Origin of the sequence: Microbulbifer sp. SH-1 (assembly GCF_011326135.1) — a bacterium.
GTDB classification, from domain to species: domain Bacteria; phylum Pseudomonadota; class Gammaproteobacteria; order Pseudomonadales; family Cellvibrionaceae; genus Microbulbifer; species Microbulbifer harenosus.
On sequence record NZ_CP046948.1, the window covers coordinates 605,260 to 625,868 of the forward strand.

Sequence of the window (20,609 nt, forward strand, 5' to 3'; positions counted from 1 at the left end):
GTACCGTCCATTGATCGACCAATTAATAATCAGAAATTGAAGCGGGGGTAGTATGGCGCTTTTGATCGTACTGTTGGCATTGGGACTGGTGCAGATCTGGGGTTCCGGCGGACCTGTGCATCGGGACAGTTGGTTTGTCCACTGGCAGCAACTCATCTACCGGCGCGCGCTGGTACGCGACAGGCCGGGAATCGGCTTTGGTCTGCTGGTACTGGGGCCCACACTGCTGGTGGCATTGTTGCTGGTCGCGGCGGAGTCGGTGCTCGGCGGTATCGGTCTTTTGCTGGTGAGTGTCCCGGCACTGCTGTACAGCTTCGGGCGCGGCAATTTCAATGGCGCGATGTCCGGTTATCTGCGGAGTTGGTATCAGGGGGATATGGACGCTGCCAAAGCCGCTGCTGAGCCGTTGCTGGCGCCGGGAGATATGGCAGAGGTCTCATCGGTAAGCGATCCGCAGGTCTTGCATCAACTGGTATTTCGCGCCGCTGCATATCGCGCATTTGAACGCCTGTTCGCCGTGCTGTTCTGGTTCCTGCTGCTTGGTATTCCGGGCGCGATTCTGTATCGACTGAGCCGGCTTGCGGTAGACACCTTGGCGCTGGACGGTACTGACACACAGGCGTCTCCCATTCCCGTAGCGGACCGGGAATTGGCCGTGCGCTGGCTGTGGCTTATCGAGTGGTTGCCGGTGCGGGCCGTGGGGTTCACCCTGGCAATCGTTGGCAATTTCGCCGGTTGTTACCGGGTATGGCGTGAACACTTGACGTGCCGGGAAAGTCGAACCGAAGATATTCTGGAGAATTATCTTGAAGGTGCTCTGGGTGGAATCGACAGCAGTGAATGCAGCGCAGGCGCAATGGTGAGCGAGGGGCAGCGCCTATGTGGTGCGGAGCTCGAAGCCATGCAGGGCGTGCTCTCCCGTGCGCTGTTGATGTGGCTGACGGTGATGGCGTTGGCTGTGCTGTTTGGCAGCTAACGACACAAGCTCTTGGACACTTTGATTTCCTGAAATCTGCGCATTGAGGATTACGTGACCGATACCGACAGCCCGCCGTCTGATCTGCCTTCGGCAGCGGACGTGTTTACCGCCGCTGAACGCCTGTATGGGTGGATTCACCGTACGCCATTGATGACGTCTGCAAGTATCAATCAGTGGCTCGGGGCGGAAATCTATTTCAAGTGCGAGCATCTGCAGAAAGTGGGGGCCTTCAAGGCACGGGGTGCGGCCAACGCGGTACTGCAGCTGCCGGCGGGCACGGAAATGGTTGCCACGCACTCCTCTGGAAATCACGGCGCGGCGCTGGCCTGGGCTGCAGCTGAGCGGGGCATTCGCTGTACTGTGGTTATGCCGGACAACGCGCCTGAGGCCAAGAAAGCCGCTGTGGCCGCATACGGTGCAGACATCATCTACTGCGCCCCTACGCTGGCGGCGAGGGAGGGCGCACTGGCAGAGCTGGTGGCGAAGACTGGCGCCCATGTGGTACCGCCATTTGATGATGCTCACATCATTGCGGGGCAGGGCACTGTGGCGCAGGAAATTGTGGGTCAATGCCGTGAGCGGGGTTTCTGCCCGGATCTGGTTGTTGCCCCGGTGGGAGGTGGTGGACTACTGGCAGGTATCGCCCTGGCTATTTCCGCAATGGCACCGGATATCAAGGTGCTCGGCGCTGAGCCCGCAGGTGCGGACGATGCCCAGCGCTCACTGCGTAGCGGCGTGCGGGTCACGGAGCAGGTTCCCGAGACCATTGCGGACGGTTTGCGCACGACGCTGGGAGTGCGCAATTTTGCCGTGATCCGCGAGCACGTTAACGACATCGTGACGGTGTCGGAGGCGGGAATTCGATTGGCTCTGGCGTTGTTGTGGCACCGTACGAAGCAACTGGTAGAGCCTTCGGCCGCGGTGGGACTGGCGTCTGTAATCGAACACGGAGCACGCTTTCGCAATAAACGAGTGGTTGTGGTGCTGAGTGGGGGGAATATGGATCTCGCGGCAGTGGCAGGTTTGCTGACCGATCCAGAGAATGACCAATTGTGAACGGCACTTGGAGGGCAGGATGAAACGCGGTGATATTTTCTTTGCGGCGCGGCTGGAACCTGGACGCGCGGCGCGATGTGTTAGGTGGTCTGCTGCTACACTGTGTGCAGTTGTATCCCGGTTTGCGGCTGTTCTGCTGTTGCTGCCACTGCTTGTGCCTCCGGTTGCGCATGCGGATGTTAAAAAATTTACGCTGGCATCAAAAACCTTTGTCAACGGTGCGCGTATGCAGCCCGCACAGCTGTACTTTGGCTTTGGCTGCAGTGGTGAAAATATATCCCCGGAGCTGCACTGGCGCGGCGCGCCAGAAGGCACTCGCAGTTTTGCGTTGACGGTACATGACCCGGATGCACCTACTGGCAGTGGCTGGTGGCACTGGATCGTATTCAATATCCCGGCGGATATGAATTCACTGCCGGAAGGGGCGGGAGATCCCAAATCAGGACTGATTCCCGAGGCGATTCAGAGCCGCACCGATTTTGGCAGCTCAGGTTATGGTGGAGCCTGCCCGCCGGAGGGACACGGCGACCACCGTTACCAGTTCCGGATCTACGCGCTCAAAGTTGACCAGTTGCCATTGGACGAGAACAGTCCGGCAGCCATGGTGGCTTACTACGTTAATGCCAACAAGCTGGCTGAGGCGCAACTGGAAGTCATTTATGGCCGTTGATCCCGTCCCCGGGAGCAGCCGTCATTGATCTGCCGGGTTAGGCCGCTGGTTGTCTGCCACATACAGGAAGGATGTAGAACTCGCCCATGCAGCAAAATAAAATGACCTGGGGAGAGGCACTTGAGGTTTATTCACGACCAAAAGTGCTGGCCATGTTTTTCCTGGGGATATCCGCTGGTCTTCCGCTCCTACTGGTTTTTTCCACACTGACGGCGTGGTTGCGCGACTACGGTGTCAGCCGCACCACGATCGGGTTTGCAGCCTGGATTGGCATTACCTTTTCCATCAAGTTTGTATGGGCGCCGGTGATAGACTCACTGCGTATCCCGTTCGTTACCAACCTCATGGGTAAGCGGCGCAGTTGGATGCTGGTATCTCAGATTGGCATTGCCGCAGGACTGTTTGCGATGAGCCGAATCAATCCGCAGCTTGCGCTCCCCGCGATTTTTGGGTTTGGTGTACTGGTGGCGTTCTGCTCGGCGTCTCAGGATGTGGTGATTGACGCATTCCGAATCGAGGCGATGGAGAAGCAGTATCAGGGCGCCATGGCGGCAATGTACGTGTTTGGCTACCGGGTGGCGTTGCTGATTGCCGGGGCGGGCGCTCTGTTTATTGCGGAGTACGCCAACTGGAGCATTGCCTATATGTCCATGGCGGCGCTGATGCTTGTCGGTATCGTCACCACACTGCTGGTGTCTGAACCTGACCATCAAAAGGCGCGCGCTCAAGGAGAGGAGTTTCAACACGAGTGGGTGGACCGCGTACTGGGAAGTGGTAAACACAGCAGAATCAGTGAGTGGTTTGTGCGCTCTGTTGCGTGCCCGTTTATCGATTTCTTTGAAAGGAATGGTCGTTTTGCGATCGTACTGCTGCTGTTCATCGGTATCTACCGCGTCAGTGACATTGCCATGGGGGTCATGGCGAATCCCTTCTATTTGGACCTCGGTTTTAGCAAGAACGATATCGCCCAGATCGGCAAGCTGTTCGGCTTTGTTTGCACCATGATCGGAGCCTTTCTGGGTGGCGCTATGGTTGTGCGGTACGGCATTCTACGCCCTCTGATACTGGGCGCGGTGATGGTTGCCGCAACCAACCTGCTATTTGCGCATTTGGCCACTCTGGGTGCGGATAAAACCTGGCTGGCCATTGCGATCAGTGCAGACAACATCAGCGCGGGCATTTCCAACTCGGTATTTATTGCTTTTCTTTCGAGTCTGGTCAATCAATCCTATACCGCGACCCAGTATGCGCTGTTCAGCTCCTTAATGACGCTGCCGGGCAAATTTATCAGCGGTTTTTCCGGCATCGTCGTGGATGCTGAAGGGTATTACTCCTTCTTTATCCTCGTGGCCATTCTCGGTATTCCTGCTGTTCTGCTGTCCATCTATATCTGGTACCGCTACAAGGATGAGGAAGCGGCGAATGCCGCAGAAAAAAGGGAGACACTGCAGAGTTAGCCACACTTGAGGAACCGGGGCGATGGCTAAAGTTCTTTTTCTTGCGGCCAGAGATAAATCCCGAGATCCACCTTTCCGTTCATCAAGGTGATTCCTTCCGCTTCAAGCCGTTTTATCTGTCTTTGGGCACCGGGCTGGGGCAGAGAGATTTTCCCTTGCGCATTCAGCACCCGGTGCCACGGCAAGCTGGTATCTTTAGGCAATTTGCGCAAAGTTTGTCCCACAAGGCGAGCCGCCCTCGGTAATCCGGCCAGCTCCGCGAGGCGTCCGTAGGTGACAACCCGACCCGACGGGACCTGTGCAAGTGCAAGGCAGATGCGACTTGTGGCATCATTGGCCTCGCTTTTGATTTTCCGCATTGTACTGGTCCCTGAAGTCTTAACAGTTTCACTTCCAGATTTATTGCGCACTTTCAGCTAATAACTCCAGGCTATTTAAAGGTTGTTTCGTGCATTCTGATGTATCCAGAACGTTAGTTTCCAGAACTTTCCGCTCTTTTTCCTCAGTTCTCCGCCCGCTATCCACGGCGCTGTTGACTGTCGCACTGTTGACCACTGCTGTTTCAGAGGTCAGTGCGGGTGTATTGAGCCTCGCGAATGGAGACCGGATTTACGGCGAGCTCGTGGTAGTGGAGCGCGATCACGTGGTGTGGAAATCGGAAACCTTCGGAGATATTACTGTAGAGAAAGGCAAAATTCTGTCTCTGGAGACCGACAAGGATCTGAAAATAGCCGGCAGGGATGAGCCCTGCGCCTTGGCTGGACACCGTCGCGAACAGTGGGAGCTTTACTGCGATGAAGGCGACGGCTGGGTGATGGACTTTCCCGCCATTGATCATGCAGAACCCTATGTCAACTTTGTGGGCGACCCGATCGTATTCCGCGGTAACGTGGCGGCATCCGGAGTGTTCGAGAATGGAAACCGCGAGCGAGAGGATTGGGATATCAACGCCAATTTTGATGTTCGCAATGGCGACTTTCACCATCTGGTGGGTACCCAGTACCAGAACCAGAACAGTGCCGACGTGGATAATCTGGAAAAATATCGTTTCAACTATGATCTGCGCTGGATCTTTTCCGAGAAATGGTTTGCCGCCGGCAACAGCGCCTTCCTGCATGAAGAAGCACGCAATCTGGATCTTAGTACCACCGTGGGTCTCGGCCTTGGTTACCTGTTTTTCGATACGGACAAGTCTGCATTTTCTATCCAGGGGGGTATGAGCAGCGTAAAAGACGAGTTCATAGACCCTTCTCTGAGTGAAACGTCCGACAAGCGTTATGCGGCGGGCCGTACCGCGTGGGATTTTCGCTACAAATTCGAACTGGGCCCCGAGGTGTATTACAACCAGGAACTGCTGCAGTCACTGGATCGTAGCGCAGATTATCAGAGCAATGCGGAAATCGGAGTCCGGACCCCGCTCGTGAAAGGCATTTTGATGGAAGTGAAATACGCTTGGCAGTATGACAATACGCCATCGCTCGACAGTGCAAAAGAAGACACAAAAATGACCGTCGGTGTAGGCTATTCCTGGTAAGACGATAAAAGAACTACCGGAAGCTGCACGATCATTCAATTTAGAGGGCGCTATGCAGGTTGCACACAGTGTTATCGCTATTACCGGAGCTGGTCAGGGCCTCGGTCGGTCCATGGCCGTTTATCTCGCCGAGCGTGGCGCACGGCTTGCGTTGCTCGATGTTAATCAGGCCGGTCTTGACGAGAGTGTTGCCGCCTGCGTCAGCATCGGTGCTGAAGCGCGCAGTTATGTGGTGAATGTCGCTGAGGAGGAGGCTGTTGATCGCACCTTCGCCGCGATCGCAAAGGATTTCGGTGGGTTGCATGTACTGGTGAACAACGCCGGAATCATGCGGGACGGTATGCTGCTCAAAGTGAAAGATGGCAAGGTGACCGAGAGGATGTCGTTGGCGCAATGGCAGTCAGTAATTGATGTGAATCTGACCGGCGTGTTTCTCTGCACCCGCGCGGCCGCGGCCATTATGGCGGAGCGGGGCGAAGGTGGTGTGATTGTCAATATTTCCAGCGTTTCGCGCGCCGGCAATATGGGGCAGACCAATTACTCGGCCTCCAAGGCGGGCGTTGCCACTATGACCGTGACGTGGGCTCGGGAACTCGCGCGCTACGGTGTGCGGGTTGCCGCCATTGCCCCTGGATTTATCGGTACTGATATGGTGGCGCAGATGCGCCCGGAAATTCTCGACAGCCTGGTGAAACAGGTGCCGCTGCGACGTATCGGGGAGCCCGCGGAAATCGCCAGCACCGTGGCCTTTATCATCGACAACGATTACATCAGTGGGCGTGTTATCGAGGTGGATGGCGGCGCGAGAATGTAGTTCATTGCTGGCTCTTCGCGCTTGTCTTCCAGAGATGCCCGCGGTGCGGGCTTCAGCACACCCTGACCACGCCGCCGTGACGGCGGTCAGAAAGTATCCACTGCCACAACTGTATATGGCGGGCTCGGAACGCACCGGCGCAGGAAAGTAGATAGTAGCGCCACATACGATAAAACTCCGGCCCATATCGGTCTGCGAAACGCTCCCAGCTGTTCTCAAAATTCTGATGCCAGGCCATCAGGGTTCTATCATAGTCGCAACCGAAATTGTGCAGGTCTTCCACCAGCAGGAGGCTTTCCGCAGCTTCGCAGATCTGGCTGTTGGCGGGCAGGTCCCCGTTGGGAAAAATATATTTTTCGATCCAGGGATCGCAGGTGGTATGGCGCAGGTTCTTGCCGATGGTGTGTAGTAATAGCAGACCGTCAGGGTCTAGGCAGCGTTTCGCGACCTGCATGAACGTGCGGTGGTTATGGCGGCCAACATGCTCAAACATACCGACACTGGCGATGCGATCGAATTTTCCGCTGAGCTTGCGGTAATCCATCAGTTCGACACGAATAGGGAAGTTGGCGTAGTGCTCGTCGACAAACTGTTTTTGTTCGCGGGAAACTGTTACCCCCACGCATTCAACGCCATAGTGCTCCGCGGCGTAGCTGACGAGACTGCCCCAGCCGCAACCGATATCCAGTAAGCGCATGCCCGGTTGCAGGTCGAGTTTGCGACAAATCAGATCGAGCTTTGCCGCTTGTGCCTGTTCCAGATTTTCGGCGTCCTTCCAGTAGCCACAGCTGTATGTCATCCGACTGTCCAGCATTGAGCGGTAGAAATCGTTGCCGAGGTCGTAGTGATGTTCGCCCACCTGAAACGCCCGGCGCTGGCTCTGCAGATTGATGAAATAGCTGCGCGCGACTCGCCATAGATGGCGAAATGGTTTGATCTGGTTTTGCAGATCTGCCCGTAGGAGTCGGTAGAAGAACTCGTCCAGCGCGATACAGGACCAGTCTCCACGCATATAGGTTTCACCGAGGCCCAGACTGTGGCGGGCGACAATTTCATCCAGAGCCCGGGTTTGATGCAGTTGTATATCCCAGGGTCGGTCGCCATTTATTCTGATGTCCGCGGCCCGCAATAGCTCAGCCAGCAGGTGTGTTGCATAGGAACTCGTTGTTGCGCTGGACTTGGTGCGGGCATTCTTTCGCGGGGTGTTGGTAACGGTGTCGCTTTCCATATTGCCGTCTCTCCTATCACTGCCGGAACCAGCTGGCAGCTGATTCCGTGTCATTGTGGATAAGGGTTCGGTAGCGCGGATTTGCGCGTCACACAGGGGAGTGGCTACACTGCGAACCCGATGACTTGCGCCGATTTCCCCCTACTGTGGGTTCTGCGCGTTTTCCCGTTAAGCATATTAGAAATACCGGAATTCGCCGGTATTCAACACAGGGGCAGCGCCTAGGCGCGGTACACCTGGGGAGCCCAAGACCATGCGTCCATTGTTGATACTGTTTATCCTCCTGCCGATTCTCGAAATATGGCTGTTGATCTCTATTGGAGACGTAGTTGGCGCATTGCCCACCATTGGTCTGGTTCTGTTGACGGCGGTTGTGGGGGTGGCGCTGCTGCGTCATCAGGGAATTTCCACCCTAATGCGCGCTCAGGACAAGATGCGCGCGGGGGAGGTGCCCGCGCGGGAAGTAGCGGAGGGTATTTTCCTTGCGGTTGGTGGAGTGCTATTGCTCACCCCGGGTTTTATCACCGATACGCTGGGGTTCATCTGCCTGATTCCGGGGTTGCGTCAGCTGGTGCTCGGGAAACTGCTCGGTCGCATCATTGTAGTCCGGCCTGGTTACGGCCCAGGAGGAAATGGACCGGAGCAGGGGGGAGGAAATATCATTGATGGTGACTATCAGCGGGAGGGAAAAGATCAAAAATCGAGTAAAAATTCCGGGGGCGACAATCACTAAGTCCATAGAGTTGCCTGTTTTTTGTGCTACTCCACCTCCGGCTGGTGTTAGTTGCAGATTTTTTCCCAGTTTTTTTCCTACCGCCGTTGAAATCCCTCCGCTCGGCCCTTAGATAGCCTGCACCTCAAGTTTTTGCCCCGGTGCATTTGATGCAGTGGGGCTGGTCCCACGACCGGATAAGGGCGTGGATTCCACTTGTTATTGCAACCCCAAATAACTCAATGGAGAGCCAATCCATGAAAATTCGTCCTTTACACGACCGCGTCGTAGTACGCCGTAAGGAAGAAGAAGCCAAATCCGCCGGCGGTATCGTTCTGCCGGGCGCTGCAAAAGAAAAACCGAATCAAGGCGAAGTGGTTGCCGTGGGTGAAGGCAAGCTGCTGGACAACGGCGACGTACGCGCCTTGTCCGTAAAAGTGGGTGACACCGTGGTGTTCGGCCGTTACGCCGACAGCAACACCCTCAAGGTGGACGGCGAAGAGCTGATCATCATGAGCGAAAGCGACATCTACGGCGTTCTGGAAGGCTGATAAGCCTCCTGAACCTTCATCGCACACAGAATTGAGGAAATAAGATCATGGCAGCTAAAGACGTAAAATTCGGTGATGACGCCCGTCAGAAAATGCTGAACGGCGTAAATATCCTGGCCAACGCGGTAAAAACCACCTTGGGCCCGAAAGGCCGCAACGTGGTACTGGACAAATCCTTCGGTGCCCCGACCGTAACCAAAGACGGCGTTTCCGTGGCTAAGGAAATCGAACTGAAAGACAAGTTCGAGAACATGGGCGCGCAGATGGTGAAAGAAGTGGCCTCCAAGGCTTCCGACACCGCTGGTGACGGCACCACTACCGCTACCGTACTGGCACAGGCCATCGTGACCGAAGGTCTCAAGTCAGTAGCGGCTGGCTTCAACCCCATGGACCTGAAGCGCGGTATCGATAAAGCCGTTGCTGCAGCCGTCGAGCACATCGCCAGCCTGGCCACCCCCTGTGAAGACAGCAAGTCTATCGCCCAGGTTGGTACCATCTCCGCCAACAGCGATGAGCACGTGGGCACCATCATCGCAGAAGCGATGGAAAAAGTAGGTAAAGAAGGCGTAATCACCGTTGAAGAAGGTTCCGGCCTCGAGAACGAGCTGGACGTGGTTGAAGGTATGCAGTTTGATCGCGGCTACCTGTCTCCGTACTTCATTACTAACCAAGAAAACATGACTGCCGAGCTGGATAACCCATTCATCCTGCTGGTAGACAAGAAAATCTCCAACATCCGCGATCTGCTGCCGCTGCTGGAGCAGGTAGCCAAGGCCTCCAAGCCGCTGCTGATCATCGCAGAAGACGTGGAAGGTGAAGCGCTGGCCACCCTGGTTGTGAACAGCATGCGCGGTATCGTGAAAGTAGCTGCCGCCAAGGCTCCGGGCTTCGGCGATCGCCGCAAGGCCATGCTGCAGGATATCGCTATCCTGACCGGCGGTACCGTGATCTCCGAAGAAGTCGGCCTGGAGCTGGAAAGCGCCACTCTGGAGCACCTGGGTACCGCCAAGCGCGTAACCCTGTCCAAAGAGAACACTGTGATCGTCGACGGTGCCGGCAACGTTGCTGACATCGAAGCGCGCGTCAAGCAGATCCGTGCCCAGATCGAAGAGTCCTCTTCAGACTACGACAAAGAGAAGCTGCAAGAGCGCGTAGCAAAACTGGCTGGCGGTGTTGCCGTGATCAAGGTTGGTGCTGCCACCGAAGTCGAAATGAAAGAGAAGAAAGCCCGCGTTGAAGACGCCCTGCATGCGACTCGTGCTGCGGTAGAGGAAGGCGTTGTTCCCGGCGGCGGTACCGCTCTGGTGCGCGCTACCCAAGCGATCAAGGTCGTCGGCGACAACGAAGACCAGAACCATGGTATTGCCGCTGCTCTGCGTGCAATGGAAATGCCGCTGCGCCAGATCGTTGCCAACGCCGGCGAAGAAGCTTCCGTTGTTGTCGACAAAGTGAAGCAGGGCGAAGGCAACTTCGGCTACAACGCCGCTACCGGTGTGTACGGCGACATGCTGGAAATGGGAATCCTGGACCCGGCCAAGGTTACCCGCTCTGCACTGCAGGCGGCTGCTTCCATCGCCGGCCTGATGATCACCACCGAAGCCATGGTTGCTGATATTCCGGAAGACAAGCCCGCAATGCCTGATATGGGCGGCATGGGCGGTATGGGTGGCATGGGCGGCATGATGTAAGCCGGCCTCCAGCCAAACAAAAAACCCCGCTTTGCGGGGTTTTTTTATGGCTTAGTCCAGTGGGCTGACCACACCGCGCTCATGCACACCAACGACATGGGTGTAAATCATGGTGGTATTGACGTCACTGTGGCCTAGCAGTTCCTGAATGTTGCGTATATCGGTACCTTTGGACAGCAGGTTTGTCGCGAATGAGTGCCGGAACGTATGGCAGCTTGCTTTCTTACGGATGTCGGTAGCCCTCAATGCCGCTGCCACCGCCCTGCGAACTTGTTGTTCACCGATATGATGGCGGCGAATGGTATCACTGCGGGGGTCCGTCGCTCTCTCCGGAGCGGGAAACACATACTGCCAACCAGGGCTTATTGCGGCATTGGGATACTTTTTGGCAAGGGCTCCAGGCAAATACACTTCGCCATACCCTTCCTCCAGATCACGCTTGTGTAATGCTAGCGCGAACTCGACCTGGGTCTGCAATGGCTGCAAAAGGGAACGCGGCAATATCGTTCGCCGCCACTTATCTCCTTTGCTTTCACGAACAAACAAGCATTGGTGGCCGAAATCCACATCCTGAACTCGCAATCGGACCGTTTCCATCACGCGTAGACCAGAGCCATACATAAGACTGGCGGCGAGTTTGTGGTGGCCCTGCATATTCGCAAGGACCGCTATGGCTTCCTCATGGGTAAATACTACCGGGAGCCGTTTCCCTTTACTGGTTCGCACAAACTGCAGATCGCCCAGATCAACATTCAAAAACTGCTTGTACAAAAAAACAACAGCGTTGAGTGCTGTTTTCTGAGTGTTGACAGAAACCGCGCGACGATTAGCCAGATAGCCAAGCCATTCATCGACTTGCGTCTTTCCCAACTCTTCCGGACGCTGCATACCATTAAACCGGATAAAGTCCTTCACCCAAAAGCAGTAGGTCTTCTCCGTTTTGTAAGCAAGATGCCGTGAACGAATAAACGCCCTGAAGCAATCCATAAACCTGCTGGGATGAGTGGGCAGGGGAATCGGAATATCATCCATCATGCAGTCCTTTGCATCCAAATTATGACTGTATTTATATACAGTATATTCGCTAATGTTGACTGAAAGTCAACACGTATTTCACACACGTCGACCACTATTTCGCACGGTAGCGTTGAGGTAGTGGAAAATGATATATATATCAATAAGTTAACGTTGGTTCCGCAAAGCGAAATAGTAGCCGTGGCGACCTATTTTGAGTTTGGGTAGTGGAGGTGGGAGCAAATTTAAGCCATTGGCCCAGCTTGGATTTTTTTGGCTTTTGGCATTAAATGGCTTATGGAATAGAATCCATTGAATAGCAGCCCTCGGGGCTACGATTAAAATGTTAGTGTTTTTAAGAGCTGTCGAAAGAAAATACGGCTTCGTAGAAAGTAATGAATAATGGACGGTGGTAGCTTCAAGCCATAGGTTTCTCAAAAACATCGTAGAAATCGTGGTTCCACCATTTGGCTTTTGCGGTCAGGCAATGCGGCACTTTTCAGCAGTTTTACTTGTGCCGCGCCACAAATTTGGTTAATTGTCGGCTTCGCCCACGATCCGGTGCGGAAGCTTTGCGCCAGGAGGGCGGCGCCGCACCCTGGTATATTTCAGTTTCGTAAAGGGAATGTCCCGTTCGTTCTCTTGGGTGGTTTCGGAAAGCGCAGTTCCAGGAAAGCGGTCGGTAGAGCCCCAAAACACTAACAATCAGCGGCAGAGCGACAGCCAACGCTACGCACCTTTTGTGTTACTCGCTGGCGCTCAAACATTAACACAAAATGTGCTCCGCGCTGGCTGCGCCTGCGCAGGGCGTTATAGCCCACGGTAAGAGTTGTTGGGTTATTGTGTAAGCGGCAAGTAATTTGTTCTTTGTCCAGTTCTCCAACATTGAACATTTTCCTAAAAATTTATGCTTGGCAGTTTTGTTCCTAGTGGGTTCGTTCTGGTTCGCAGTTGATGCAGATCCAAACCAGCATTGTAGAGTGGTTTCAATTTAGGAATTTCCGAGAAATGTATGATTGGCAGTTTCGTTCCTAGCAGGTTCGTTTTAGATCGTAGAAATGCCAATTCCGAACAAGTAATGTAGAGTGGTTTTAAGATAGTAAGTGCGTGCTGAAAGTTAAGTGCTTTGGCAGTTTTCTAAACTGGCTCAGTCAGTCCTTGGTGCCCAAAGCAGGTGTGCATAGTTTATGTGTCGAGCGAGCCCGGCTATAACAAAGCCAAGCAGTTCGCTCCGCCCCTTCGGGGCTCCGCGGGACGGCTTACTTTGTGCACTTATTGCGCGGGTCGCTGCGCTCCCATTTTCGCGCAATAAGCGCACAAAGTAAGCCGCCCCTGTTGGCGGCGTTATGTGAGTATGAGTTCGAGATCACAAGTGGCAAAGAAAGGTTTTGTTTCAAATAAGATTAAGCCATGGATTGAGGCTAGAGAAAAATATCAGCTATCTCACGCTCAAATACAAATGGCAAGAGAGCTAGGTCTTAGCCCAAAAAGCTTTTCGAAAATGGATGCAAATAGCCAGGAAGAATGGAAATTGCCTCTTCCAAAATATCTCGAGCATTTGTATCAAAGTAAATTTGGAAAGTCGTCTCCAGACGATGTACGCTCGTTAGAAGTAAAAGATAGAGAAAAAAGAGAGAAAAAGGCAGCAAGAAGATCTCTGCCAGATACTGGTGGCTCCGAGTGAGATTCCACATAACAAACAGCGGCAGAGCGACAGCCAACGCTACGCACCTTTTGTGTTACTCGCTGGCGCTCAAACATTAACACAAAATGCGCTCCGCGCTGGCTGCGCCTGCGCTGGGCGTTAGTGTTTTCAAGAGCTGTCGAAAGAAAATACAGCTTCGTAGAAAGTAAAGAATAATGAATGGTGGGGGCTTCAGGCCATAGACTTCTCAAAACCACTGTAGAAAACGTGGCTCCACCATTTGGCTTTTTCGGTCAGGTAATGAAGAAATTCTCGGCGGTTTTGCTTGTGCAGCGCCGCCAATAGGTTAATCGTCGGCTTCGCCCACGATCTGCGGTGTGGAAAGTCTGTGCCAGGATCGGCGGCGCCGCACCGTGGTATATTTCAGTTTCGTAGAAAAGGTGCATGTCGTTCGTTCTCCACGGTGGTTGCGTCAAGCAACATTCCACGAAAACGGTCGGTAGAGCCCCAAAACACTAACAAGGCGCTGCAGAGCGACGGCCAACTTTGTGCACTTTATGCGCAGTCGCTTCGCTCCTATTATTGCGCATAAAGCGCACAAAATTGTCCGCGCCTGAGCTTGGCGTTATGGTGGCTTGGCAAAAATTAAAAAGTTAGTGCCTGGGAATGTTTCCGTGATTTTTGTGAAGTTCCATTTTGATGGCACAGTGCACAATTTCGGTTAAGCAGTTTCGTTCCCGGTGCCTTTGTTCTGGGGCGATCGCCGCGGCAAGTTCAAGCCAGCATTGTGGGTAAGCAGTAAGAAAATTTATTGGTGCGGAAATTTTGGTATTCTTCCGCATCTTAAATAGGCGGTGGCCCTCCGCTGCGCTACGGACAGAGTGCTTGTAGTGAGCTCAGAGCGGCGCCAGCCATAACCAGGCCAGGCAGTACGCTCCGGCGCTGCGCGCCTCCGCCGGACGGCCTACACAACGCGCTTCGCGCTAAAAACGTTACGGCCGCCGCTGCTGGCGGCGTTATGCGGTCTTGGGATCACGTAAAAATATATGAGATTAAGTAAAATTGGTGTTTTGGTGAAAGAGGTTTTTGACGAGTACAAAAAAGCAGCTATAGCTTTGCTGGTACAGTTAGTATCAATAACCGTAATTTTCAACTGGCTGGTTTCTTACTTTTACCTAAAGGATTACACGCTTCCAAGAAGTTTGGTTGTTGTCTCAATTTTGCTTATTTTATGGTTTGGTATTATTTATAGACGAACTTATCGAGAACTGAAATCGTATAAACATCCGAAATTGACAGAGGATCAAGAGTATATACTGTCAATGCATAAAGACCTTCCGCTGGGTAATGGACAATGTGCATCTACATTACTGGGGGGGCAGGCTGAGGCCCATATTCAAGAAGCCCAATATCATCTTGATGTTCTAAATGAACTAAATCTAATAGAAATAATTAACCGATTGGATCTTGATGAAGAAGAACCTTTATATAGGTTAACTAAATTAGGCCGGAAGTATCTTTATGAAAATAATGTTCTCTATAAGCAGTGGGGCGCATAACAATGCCAGGCAGTAAAGCTCCGGGCCTTCGGCCCTCCGCGGGACAGCTTACCTTGTGCACGTTTTGCGCAGGTCGCTGCGCTCCCATTTTCGCGCAAAACGCGCACAAGGCAAGCTGCCCCTGCTGGCGGCGTTATGGCTCCTTAGTAGAAAATTCCGAGTTATGAAAAAAGTTCATGAATGTGAAAAAATGAAGCTTGTGGAGTCTTGGATAGAATGCGATGAAGATCATTGCAGTTTATATATTAACCACGTCGCCTCTGAGGCGGATCTAGAAGAGAACCACTATCTGGAGTACGCAGGTCAAACTATTGATAACGTTTCTATAGATGTTTTGTTTTGCCCCTACTGTGGAGTAAAACTTTTAGATGAAGACTCTGGGTTTTGTCCATCATTTTCATACAATGATTTTTCAAGGCATATTAAATAAATTTTTCATGGAGTCTTTACGTCTCGAGTTCAGGTTTTGCCTCGGTAGCGGCTCTGGTGCTGCTCCACGGTTCAAGCCATAACAATCAGCGGCAGAGCGACAGCCAACGCTACGCACCTTTTGTGTTACTCGCTGGCGCTCAAACATTAACACAAAAGGTGCTCCGCGCTGGCTGCGCCTGCGCTGGGCGTTATGTGTCGTCTATGAATGACTTTCGAGCATAAAATTGAAGTATTTAGGATGGTTATTTCTGATTCCTGCATTAGCTGCAGCTACCTATTATGAATACTTCAGTCTAAATCGGGCTATTGAGTCTGAGAAAACACAATTTGTAAGTGGAAAAGTTTCAGCTCTTTGGACGTACAACGGGTATTCATCCTTTGAGGTGGAGGGTGTGAAATTTCGAATGCAGTCCTTGATTCCCTGCATTGATCAGAGAGATAAGATCCATGATGGCCTGGAAGTGAGTATTAAGTTCAAGTCAATACCAAGGTGGCCGGGAACCCTTGAGAGCTACGGCTGCATTTTAGAAATTGAGTATATTGGTGAATTAAAGAGCAGGCCGACTGGTCAGATGCCCCGTGGCACATAACAAACAGCGGCAGAGCGACAGCCAACGCTACGCACCTTTTGTGTTACTCGCTGTCGCTCAAACATTAACACAAAATGCGCTCCGCGCTGGCTGCGCCTGCGCTGGGCGTTATGTGTCCGAGTAGAAAATCATGAGAAATCTGATAGAGGCTCTAGGTAATATTTCTATATATGTAGGGCTCGTCGTAATGCTGATAGCGGGAGTGATTGCCTTAAAAAGATATAGAAATCTTAGCTCTTCGCTTTTACTCGCGGGCGGGATAGTCATAATAGTTTGCTACACAATGATTATTCTGGGAATCCCAAAATTTGCGGTAGACTTAGGTCGTATCGATGAGAGCTATGTGAATATGAGGGCATGGTTGTCTGTTCTGATGCAGGCAAGCTTGGGTATAGGGCATCTGGCTATAGCTACCGGGGTACTCGGTATAGTCCTGCGGAAAACACATAACAATCACGGGCAGTGAAACTCCGGCCCTTCGGGCCTCCGCGGGACGTCTTACCTTATGCACGTTTTGCGCGGCTCGCTTCGCTCCCATTTTCGCGCAAATCGCGCATAAGGTAAGCCGCCCCTGCCGTGAGCGTTAGCTTTCAGAGCGGTGAAAGTTGGCCTTAACAAGAACAAGGTGTAGAAATCCATGAAACTGAAAAATGTAATCTCTATTTCCTTTCTGTTGGCTCTATCTCCGTTTTCATTTTCGTATGAGTGGAGCGCTTCGGAGTATGTAGATAATTGTTCCGTTGTCTACAAAAGTGAATTCACTATCGAAGATAGAGCATTGCTAAATTATTGTGTAGGGGTTACCAAGGGAACTTTATCGGGCATTATTTTTACAAAATCTATTGAATCTGGTAGGCCATTCATACCTAATTGCTTCGATGCCAGTAACGACAAATTCTTGAATTTACAAAAGGATCTGGTGGCAACTATGAGGCTAAGTAATAAAGGGCTTTCTGTTGCAGCTGAACCAAATACGGCAAATGCTGCAGTTGCAAATGCTCTCTTAAAATTACTCCCGTGCTTGATCGAGTAGAAGGCTTGCATCCAAAGCTAACAAACGCAAGCAGTATGCTACGGCCCTTCGGGCCTTCGCGGGACGCCCAACGCTATGCACGTTTTGTGCGAGTCGCTGCGCTCCCAGTTTCGCACAAAACGTGCATAGCATTGGTCGCCCCTGTTGCGGGCGTTAACTGCAAGATGAATATCGAAGCATCAATCAAAGAATTTGTAGATTTCATCCTGGTGGAATCTGTAGATGGGGATGATCTCGGATTGCTATTGGAGCATCTCGATAAACTTCCAATCATAGTTTCTTCTGCAAAGTTTACCTTTGATGAAAAAGAGTATGCTGATACTCCAAGTAAAGATTACAAAACAATTAGGTCAAAGATTGAGTCAAGGTTTCCAAAGATTGGCTACTACAACACTGTTTTAGAAATCTCTGAAAAGCTTGAAAATACGGAGATTTCAGTCGGGGATGCTGTAGACGATCTGGCAGATATCGTAGGTGATCTACTAGATGTTCTCTGGTATTTTAAAAACACCTCAGAAGATGATGCGTTATGGCACTTGGAGCAAAGTTACATTTCGCATTGGGGCTTGCATCTAAGAAGCATTCAGCTCTACTTGCACGATCTCTGGTGGTAAGCAGTTAACAAGGCGCTGCAGGCCGACGGCCAACTTTGTGCACTTTATGCGCGGTCGCTGCGCTCCCATTATTGCGCATAAAGCGCCCAAAATTGTCCGCGGCTGAGCGCGGCGTTATTTGCGACGTGAAGTCGTATAAATTTCTGTTACACACTCTGATAAATCACAGGAGGTTATTTCTCAGAACGATGTAACCCGATGTTCTACCATCGGTTTCCTACCGGCACATGCGTGGAGAGTAATTTCCGGGTGTGAAGCTGCCGGGACAATGTAACCTGCGGGCTCTGCCCGGAAGAGAATAACCGCGAGGCATTCTCAACTCTGCCAGCATCGAGGCGGTAAGGGGCTAGGAACGGATAGTATGGTCAACCCAGGTGAACTGCTGCACTCCCGTTACGCGCAAGAAGCCAAAGGTGCTGACAGGCTTTAACCAAAAAGGTAAGTGGACAGGCTGGTGGGCTTATAACGTCCTGCCACGTAGATGCCGCTCCACCGGGGGACGGGCAGGACCTAACCTATCCCGAGATTTATATGGAACACGATAACCCCGTATCGTACCGGGCAACCGGAAAGCGAGCCGTGAGGCGAGCCGATTGCGGTGCGGGTGTAGGAGACTGGAAGAAGCGAATGCCGCGCTGTAATGGCGCGGATACGGGTTCCAACTTTGCCCGGCGCGAAAGCGAGCAGACGTCCAGCTGGTGCCTCATCGCGAGAGAGGTTGGAGAACCGGTTTTGTGGGGGAAAGCAAATGACGGCGATCGTGGAGCACCCGGAGACGGACAGGCCGCGTTCCAGTGCCGGTGCGCCCCCAGCGGGAACGGCGAGCCAGACCGACAGGCCGGCAATGGCCATCGAGACAGCCCGTTACCACGTCCACCGGCTGCAGCGGCGTATCGCGAAGGCGGTTGAAGACAAACGTTACAACAAAGCCCGCGCACTGCAACGGCTTCTCACCAGCTCCCATGCTGGCAAACTGCTGGCCGCGCACCGTGTCATGCACAACCGCGGCCGCAAGACTCCCGGTATCGACGGTATCACCTGGCAGTGGCCGCAAGATCGCGCTGAAGCGATACAGTCCCTGCAGCGGCGAGGCTATCGCGCTCAGCCGCTGCGCCGCATCTCCATCCCCAAGGCCAATGGCAAGGAGCGCCCCCTGGGCATTCCCACCATGGTCGACCGCGCGGCCCAGGCCCTGCAGCACCTCGCGCTGGAACCCTGGGCAGAAGCGAAAGCCGATCGCCATTCCTACGGCTTCCGCCCCAAACGCTCGACCGCAGATGCCCTGCAACAGTGCTATATCGCCCTGTCCCGCAGAACCTGCGCTGAATGGGTATTGGATGTGGATATCAAGGGCTGCTTCGATCACCTCAGCCACGAATGGCTGCTAGCGCATATCCCCATGGATAAACACCTGCTACAGCAGTGGCTGAAGTGCGGCTACATCGATCGACAGGTCTACTACCAGACTGACGAAGGTACGCCGCAAGGTGGCATCATCAGCCCACTCCTCGCCAACATGGCTCTGGACGGACTGGAAGCTGCCATCGAGGCTGCCGTGCCCAAGAGTGGCAGCCGCGTCAATATCGTTCGCTACGCGGACGACATCGTCATCACCGGCGCCAGCCGGGAACTACTGGAGCAACAGGTAAAACCCGCTCTCGAAGCCTTCCTGGCCGAACGCGGACTCATTCTGTCTCCCGAGAAGACCCGCATTGCACATATCAACGAAGGGTTCGACTTCCTCGGCTGCAACCTGCGCAAGTACAGTGGCAAGCTGCTGACCCGGCCCGCCACGGACAAGGTCCGGGCCTTCGCAGGAAAGATCCGCACCCTCATCAAGCGCGGCGTCGCGCTACCCACCTTCCAGCTGCTCACACGCCTCAATCGCGTGTTGCGAGGCTGGTTCAACTACTACCGCCCCTGGGTATCCAAGGCGACCTTCGCCTTGATCGATACCCTGGTTTACCGGGCGCTGTGGTGGTGGATGCGACGGCGACACAAAAACCGTCAGAAACACTGGCTTTACGGTCACTACACCCGTCCACAACGCACGCCCAACGGCAGCTATCGGCGGGTGTTCACCGGCCAGACCCGCACCGCTCTGGGGATTATCCGCAGGATAACCCTCTTCAAACTGAGCGACCTGCCAATCCGGCGCCACACCAAGATAGTGGCAAAGGCTACCCCACATACGCCGGGCTGTGGAAGCTACTTCCGCAAGCGCTGGCAACAGGGGCAGAGCAACCGCAGGGCAGACCGGGCCTACCTTGCCAGATACCAGCTGGCGGCGTAATGTGGAAAGCAAAATTGTTTATAACGAGTCAAACTGCCGGGTTCCTTGAGCCTTTGAGGGGCTTGAGCCGTATGCGAGGAAACCCGCACGTACGGTTCTTAGAGGGCTGGGAGTCGGTAACGGCTCCTGGCTACTCGGCGCATCACAAGTTATGAAATTTTTACCGCTCATAATTGGAATTTTTCCTGGCCTGTTGCTAGCTAGTACGATCCCTTTAGATAAGGACGTTATCCAAGTAAGAGAATGTGGTATGGAACAAAGAGATGGCCATGGGCAGTTGCTGCCAATAGCTGTTTCAACTCCGCTTGAGTTAAATTGCCTCAATTGCAAAATTGAGTTCAATTTTAACGTGCCTGCAGGTGGAGGCTATCCAACCAATGTGAGTGCGAAATCCAGCGGCATCTCAAAACAGCAGGAAAATCAGTATAAAAGTACATTTTCTCGTGGCTGGGCATTTCCAGGTTGTAGCCATAAAGGTAAAGCCAGAGGCTTTCAGAGAGAGCGCAGGGCCTTCAATGCTTAACAAATAAGGATATGTTGCGCTTGCCGCAACATATCTGGTTGTTGAACGAGCCCGGCCAGCTCTATTCATGTAAATAAGTCGAAGGAGGATGGGCGGGGAAGGCCAACGTTAACCGCTAGCCTTTTCTACGGGCGAGCAAGACCCTCGCCCGGAAGGCGATAAAAAATTCGTTGTTACATCGTGTATTCGCTCCTTTAAGTTAGGCCCGTTAATCCTC

The 20,609-nt window shown here is 53.1% G+C and carries 19 protein-coding genes; 16 read left to right on the forward strand and 3 right to left on the reverse strand.

The window, feature by feature from the left end; translation table 11 throughout:
• The first annotated feature begins 52 nt into the window (after positions 1-52).
• From ampE to GNX18_RS02685, 4 genes are all read left to right on the forward strand, one after another.
• Positions 53-976, forward strand: coding sequence for a regulatory signaling modulator protein AmpE (ampE, locus tag GNX18_RS02670; RefSeq protein WP_166215266.1), 924 nt, complete (start codon positions 53-55; stop codon positions 974-976).
• A 54-nt stretch (positions 977-1,030) separates the two neighbouring features.
• Positions 1,031-2,035: a threonine/serine dehydratase gene (locus GNX18_RS02675; protein WP_240914178.1), complete on the forward strand. Its 1,005-nt coding sequence runs from the start codon at positions 1,031-1,033 to the stop codon at positions 2,033-2,035.
• A gap of 226 nt (positions 2,036-2,261) precedes the next feature.
• A complete protein-coding gene (locus GNX18_RS02680; RefSeq protein WP_205828041.1) occupies positions 2,262-2,705 on the forward strand; it encodes a YbhB/YbcL family Raf kinase inhibitor-like protein in 444 nt (147 codons plus the stop codon).
• Between the two features lie 86 nt (positions 2,706-2,791).
• Positions 2,792-4,162 carry an AmpG family muropeptide MFS transporter gene (locus tag GNX18_RS02685; protein WP_166215268.1) on the forward strand — a complete coding sequence of 457 codons (1,371 nt, stop codon included), beginning with the start codon at positions 2,792-2,794 and terminating at the stop codon, positions 4,160-4,162.
• Positions 4,163-4,188: 26 nt separating this feature from the next.
• Here GNX18_RS02685 and GNX18_RS02690 read toward each other — a convergent pair whose 3' ends face one another.
• Positions 4,189-4,521 (reverse strand): MGMT family protein, encoded by a 333-nt coding sequence (locus GNX18_RS02690; RefSeq protein WP_166215269.1) that lies wholly within the window; start codon positions 4,519-4,521, stop codon positions 4,189-4,191.
• A 188-nt stretch (positions 4,522-4,709) separates the two neighbouring features.
• Here GNX18_RS02690 and GNX18_RS02695 point away from each other — a divergent pair, with 188 nt between their 5' ends.
• Positions 4,710-5,696, forward strand: coding sequence for a DUF481 domain-containing protein (locus tag GNX18_RS02695; RefSeq protein WP_240914179.1), 987 nt, complete (start codon positions 4,710-4,712; stop codon positions 5,694-5,696).
• Positions 5,697-5,748: 52 nt separating this feature from the next.
• Positions 5,749-6,510 carry an SDR family oxidoreductase gene (locus GNX18_RS02700; protein ID WP_166215272.1) on the forward strand — a complete coding sequence of 254 codons (762 nt, stop codon included), beginning with the start codon at positions 5,749-5,751 and terminating at the stop codon, positions 6,508-6,510.
• Positions 6,511-6,562: 52 nt separating this feature from the next.
• On the opposite strand, the gene cfa is transcribed toward GNX18_RS02700, so the two are convergent.
• A complete protein-coding gene (cfa, locus tag GNX18_RS02705) occupies positions 6,563-7,738 on the reverse strand; it encodes a cyclopropane fatty acyl phospholipid synthase (protein ID WP_166215273.1) in 1,176 nt (391 codons plus the stop codon).
• 253 nt (positions 7,739-7,991) lie between these two features.
• Here cfa and GNX18_RS02710 point away from each other — a divergent pair, with 253 nt between their 5' ends.
• From GNX18_RS02710 to groL, 3 genes are all read left to right on the forward strand, one after another.
• Positions 7,992-8,471, forward strand: a complete 480-nt coding sequence (locus GNX18_RS02710; protein ID WP_166215275.1) for an FxsA family protein — start codon at positions 7,992-7,994, stop codon at positions 8,469-8,471.
• 236 nt (positions 8,472-8,707) lie between these two features.
• Positions 8,708-9,001: a co-chaperone GroES gene (gene groES / locus GNX18_RS02715; RefSeq protein WP_105104448.1), complete on the forward strand. Its 294-nt coding sequence runs from the start codon at positions 8,708-8,710 to the stop codon at positions 8,999-9,001.
• Positions 9,002-9,048: 47 nt separating this feature from the next.
• On the forward strand, positions 9,049-10,689 hold the full coding sequence (gene groL / locus GNX18_RS02720; RefSeq protein WP_138237302.1) for a chaperonin GroEL: 1,641 nt from the start codon (positions 9,049-9,051) through the stop codon (positions 10,687-10,689).
• Positions 10,690-10,740: 51 nt separating this feature from the next.
• On the opposite strand, the gene GNX18_RS02725 is transcribed toward groL, so the two are convergent.
• Positions 10,741-11,721: an integron integrase gene (locus GNX18_RS02725; RefSeq protein WP_166215276.1), complete on the reverse strand. Its 981-nt coding sequence runs from the start codon at positions 11,719-11,721 to the stop codon at positions 10,741-10,743.
• A 1,354-nt stretch (positions 11,722-13,075) separates the two neighbouring features.
• Here GNX18_RS02725 and GNX18_RS02730 point away from each other — a divergent pair.
• From GNX18_RS02730 to GNX18_RS02760, 7 genes are all read left to right on the forward strand, one after another.
• Positions 13,076-13,387, forward strand: coding sequence for a hypothetical protein (locus GNX18_RS02730; protein WP_205827903.1), 312 nt, complete (start codon positions 13,076-13,078; stop codon positions 13,385-13,387).
• 1,007 nt (positions 13,388-14,394) lie between these two features.
• The gene (locus tag GNX18_RS02735; protein WP_166215277.1) at positions 14,395-14,907 is read left to right on the forward strand and encodes a hypothetical protein; all 513 of its coding nucleotides are present in this window, start codon (positions 14,395-14,397) and stop codon (positions 14,905-14,907) included.
• Positions 14,908-14,962: 55 nt separating this feature from the next.
• Positions 14,963-15,337, forward strand: a complete 375-nt coding sequence (locus GNX18_RS02740) for a hypothetical protein (RefSeq protein ID WP_166215279.1) — start codon at positions 14,963-14,965, stop codon at positions 15,335-15,337.
• Between the two features lie 1,229 nt (positions 15,338-16,566).
• Positions 16,567-16,962 carry a hypothetical protein gene (locus GNX18_RS02745; RefSeq protein WP_166215280.1) on the forward strand — a complete coding sequence of 132 codons (396 nt, stop codon included), beginning with the start codon at positions 16,567-16,569 and terminating at the stop codon, positions 16,960-16,962.
• Between the two features lie 164 nt (positions 16,963-17,126).
• Complete coding sequence (locus GNX18_RS02750) at positions 17,127-17,576, forward strand: DUF5063 domain-containing protein (RefSeq protein ID WP_166215282.1); 450 nt, start codon at positions 17,127-17,129, stop codon at positions 17,574-17,576.
• 748 nt (positions 17,577-18,324) lie between these two features.
• Positions 18,325-19,869, forward strand: coding sequence for a group II intron reverse transcriptase/maturase (ltrA, locus tag GNX18_RS02755; protein ID WP_205828042.1), 1,545 nt, complete (start codon positions 18,325-18,327; stop codon positions 19,867-19,869).
• 250 nt (positions 19,870-20,119) lie between these two features.
• Positions 20,120-20,392: a hypothetical protein gene (locus GNX18_RS02760; protein WP_166215285.1), complete on the forward strand. Its 273-nt coding sequence runs from the start codon at positions 20,120-20,122 to the stop codon at positions 20,390-20,392.
• Positions 20,393-20,609 lie beyond the last annotated feature (217 nt).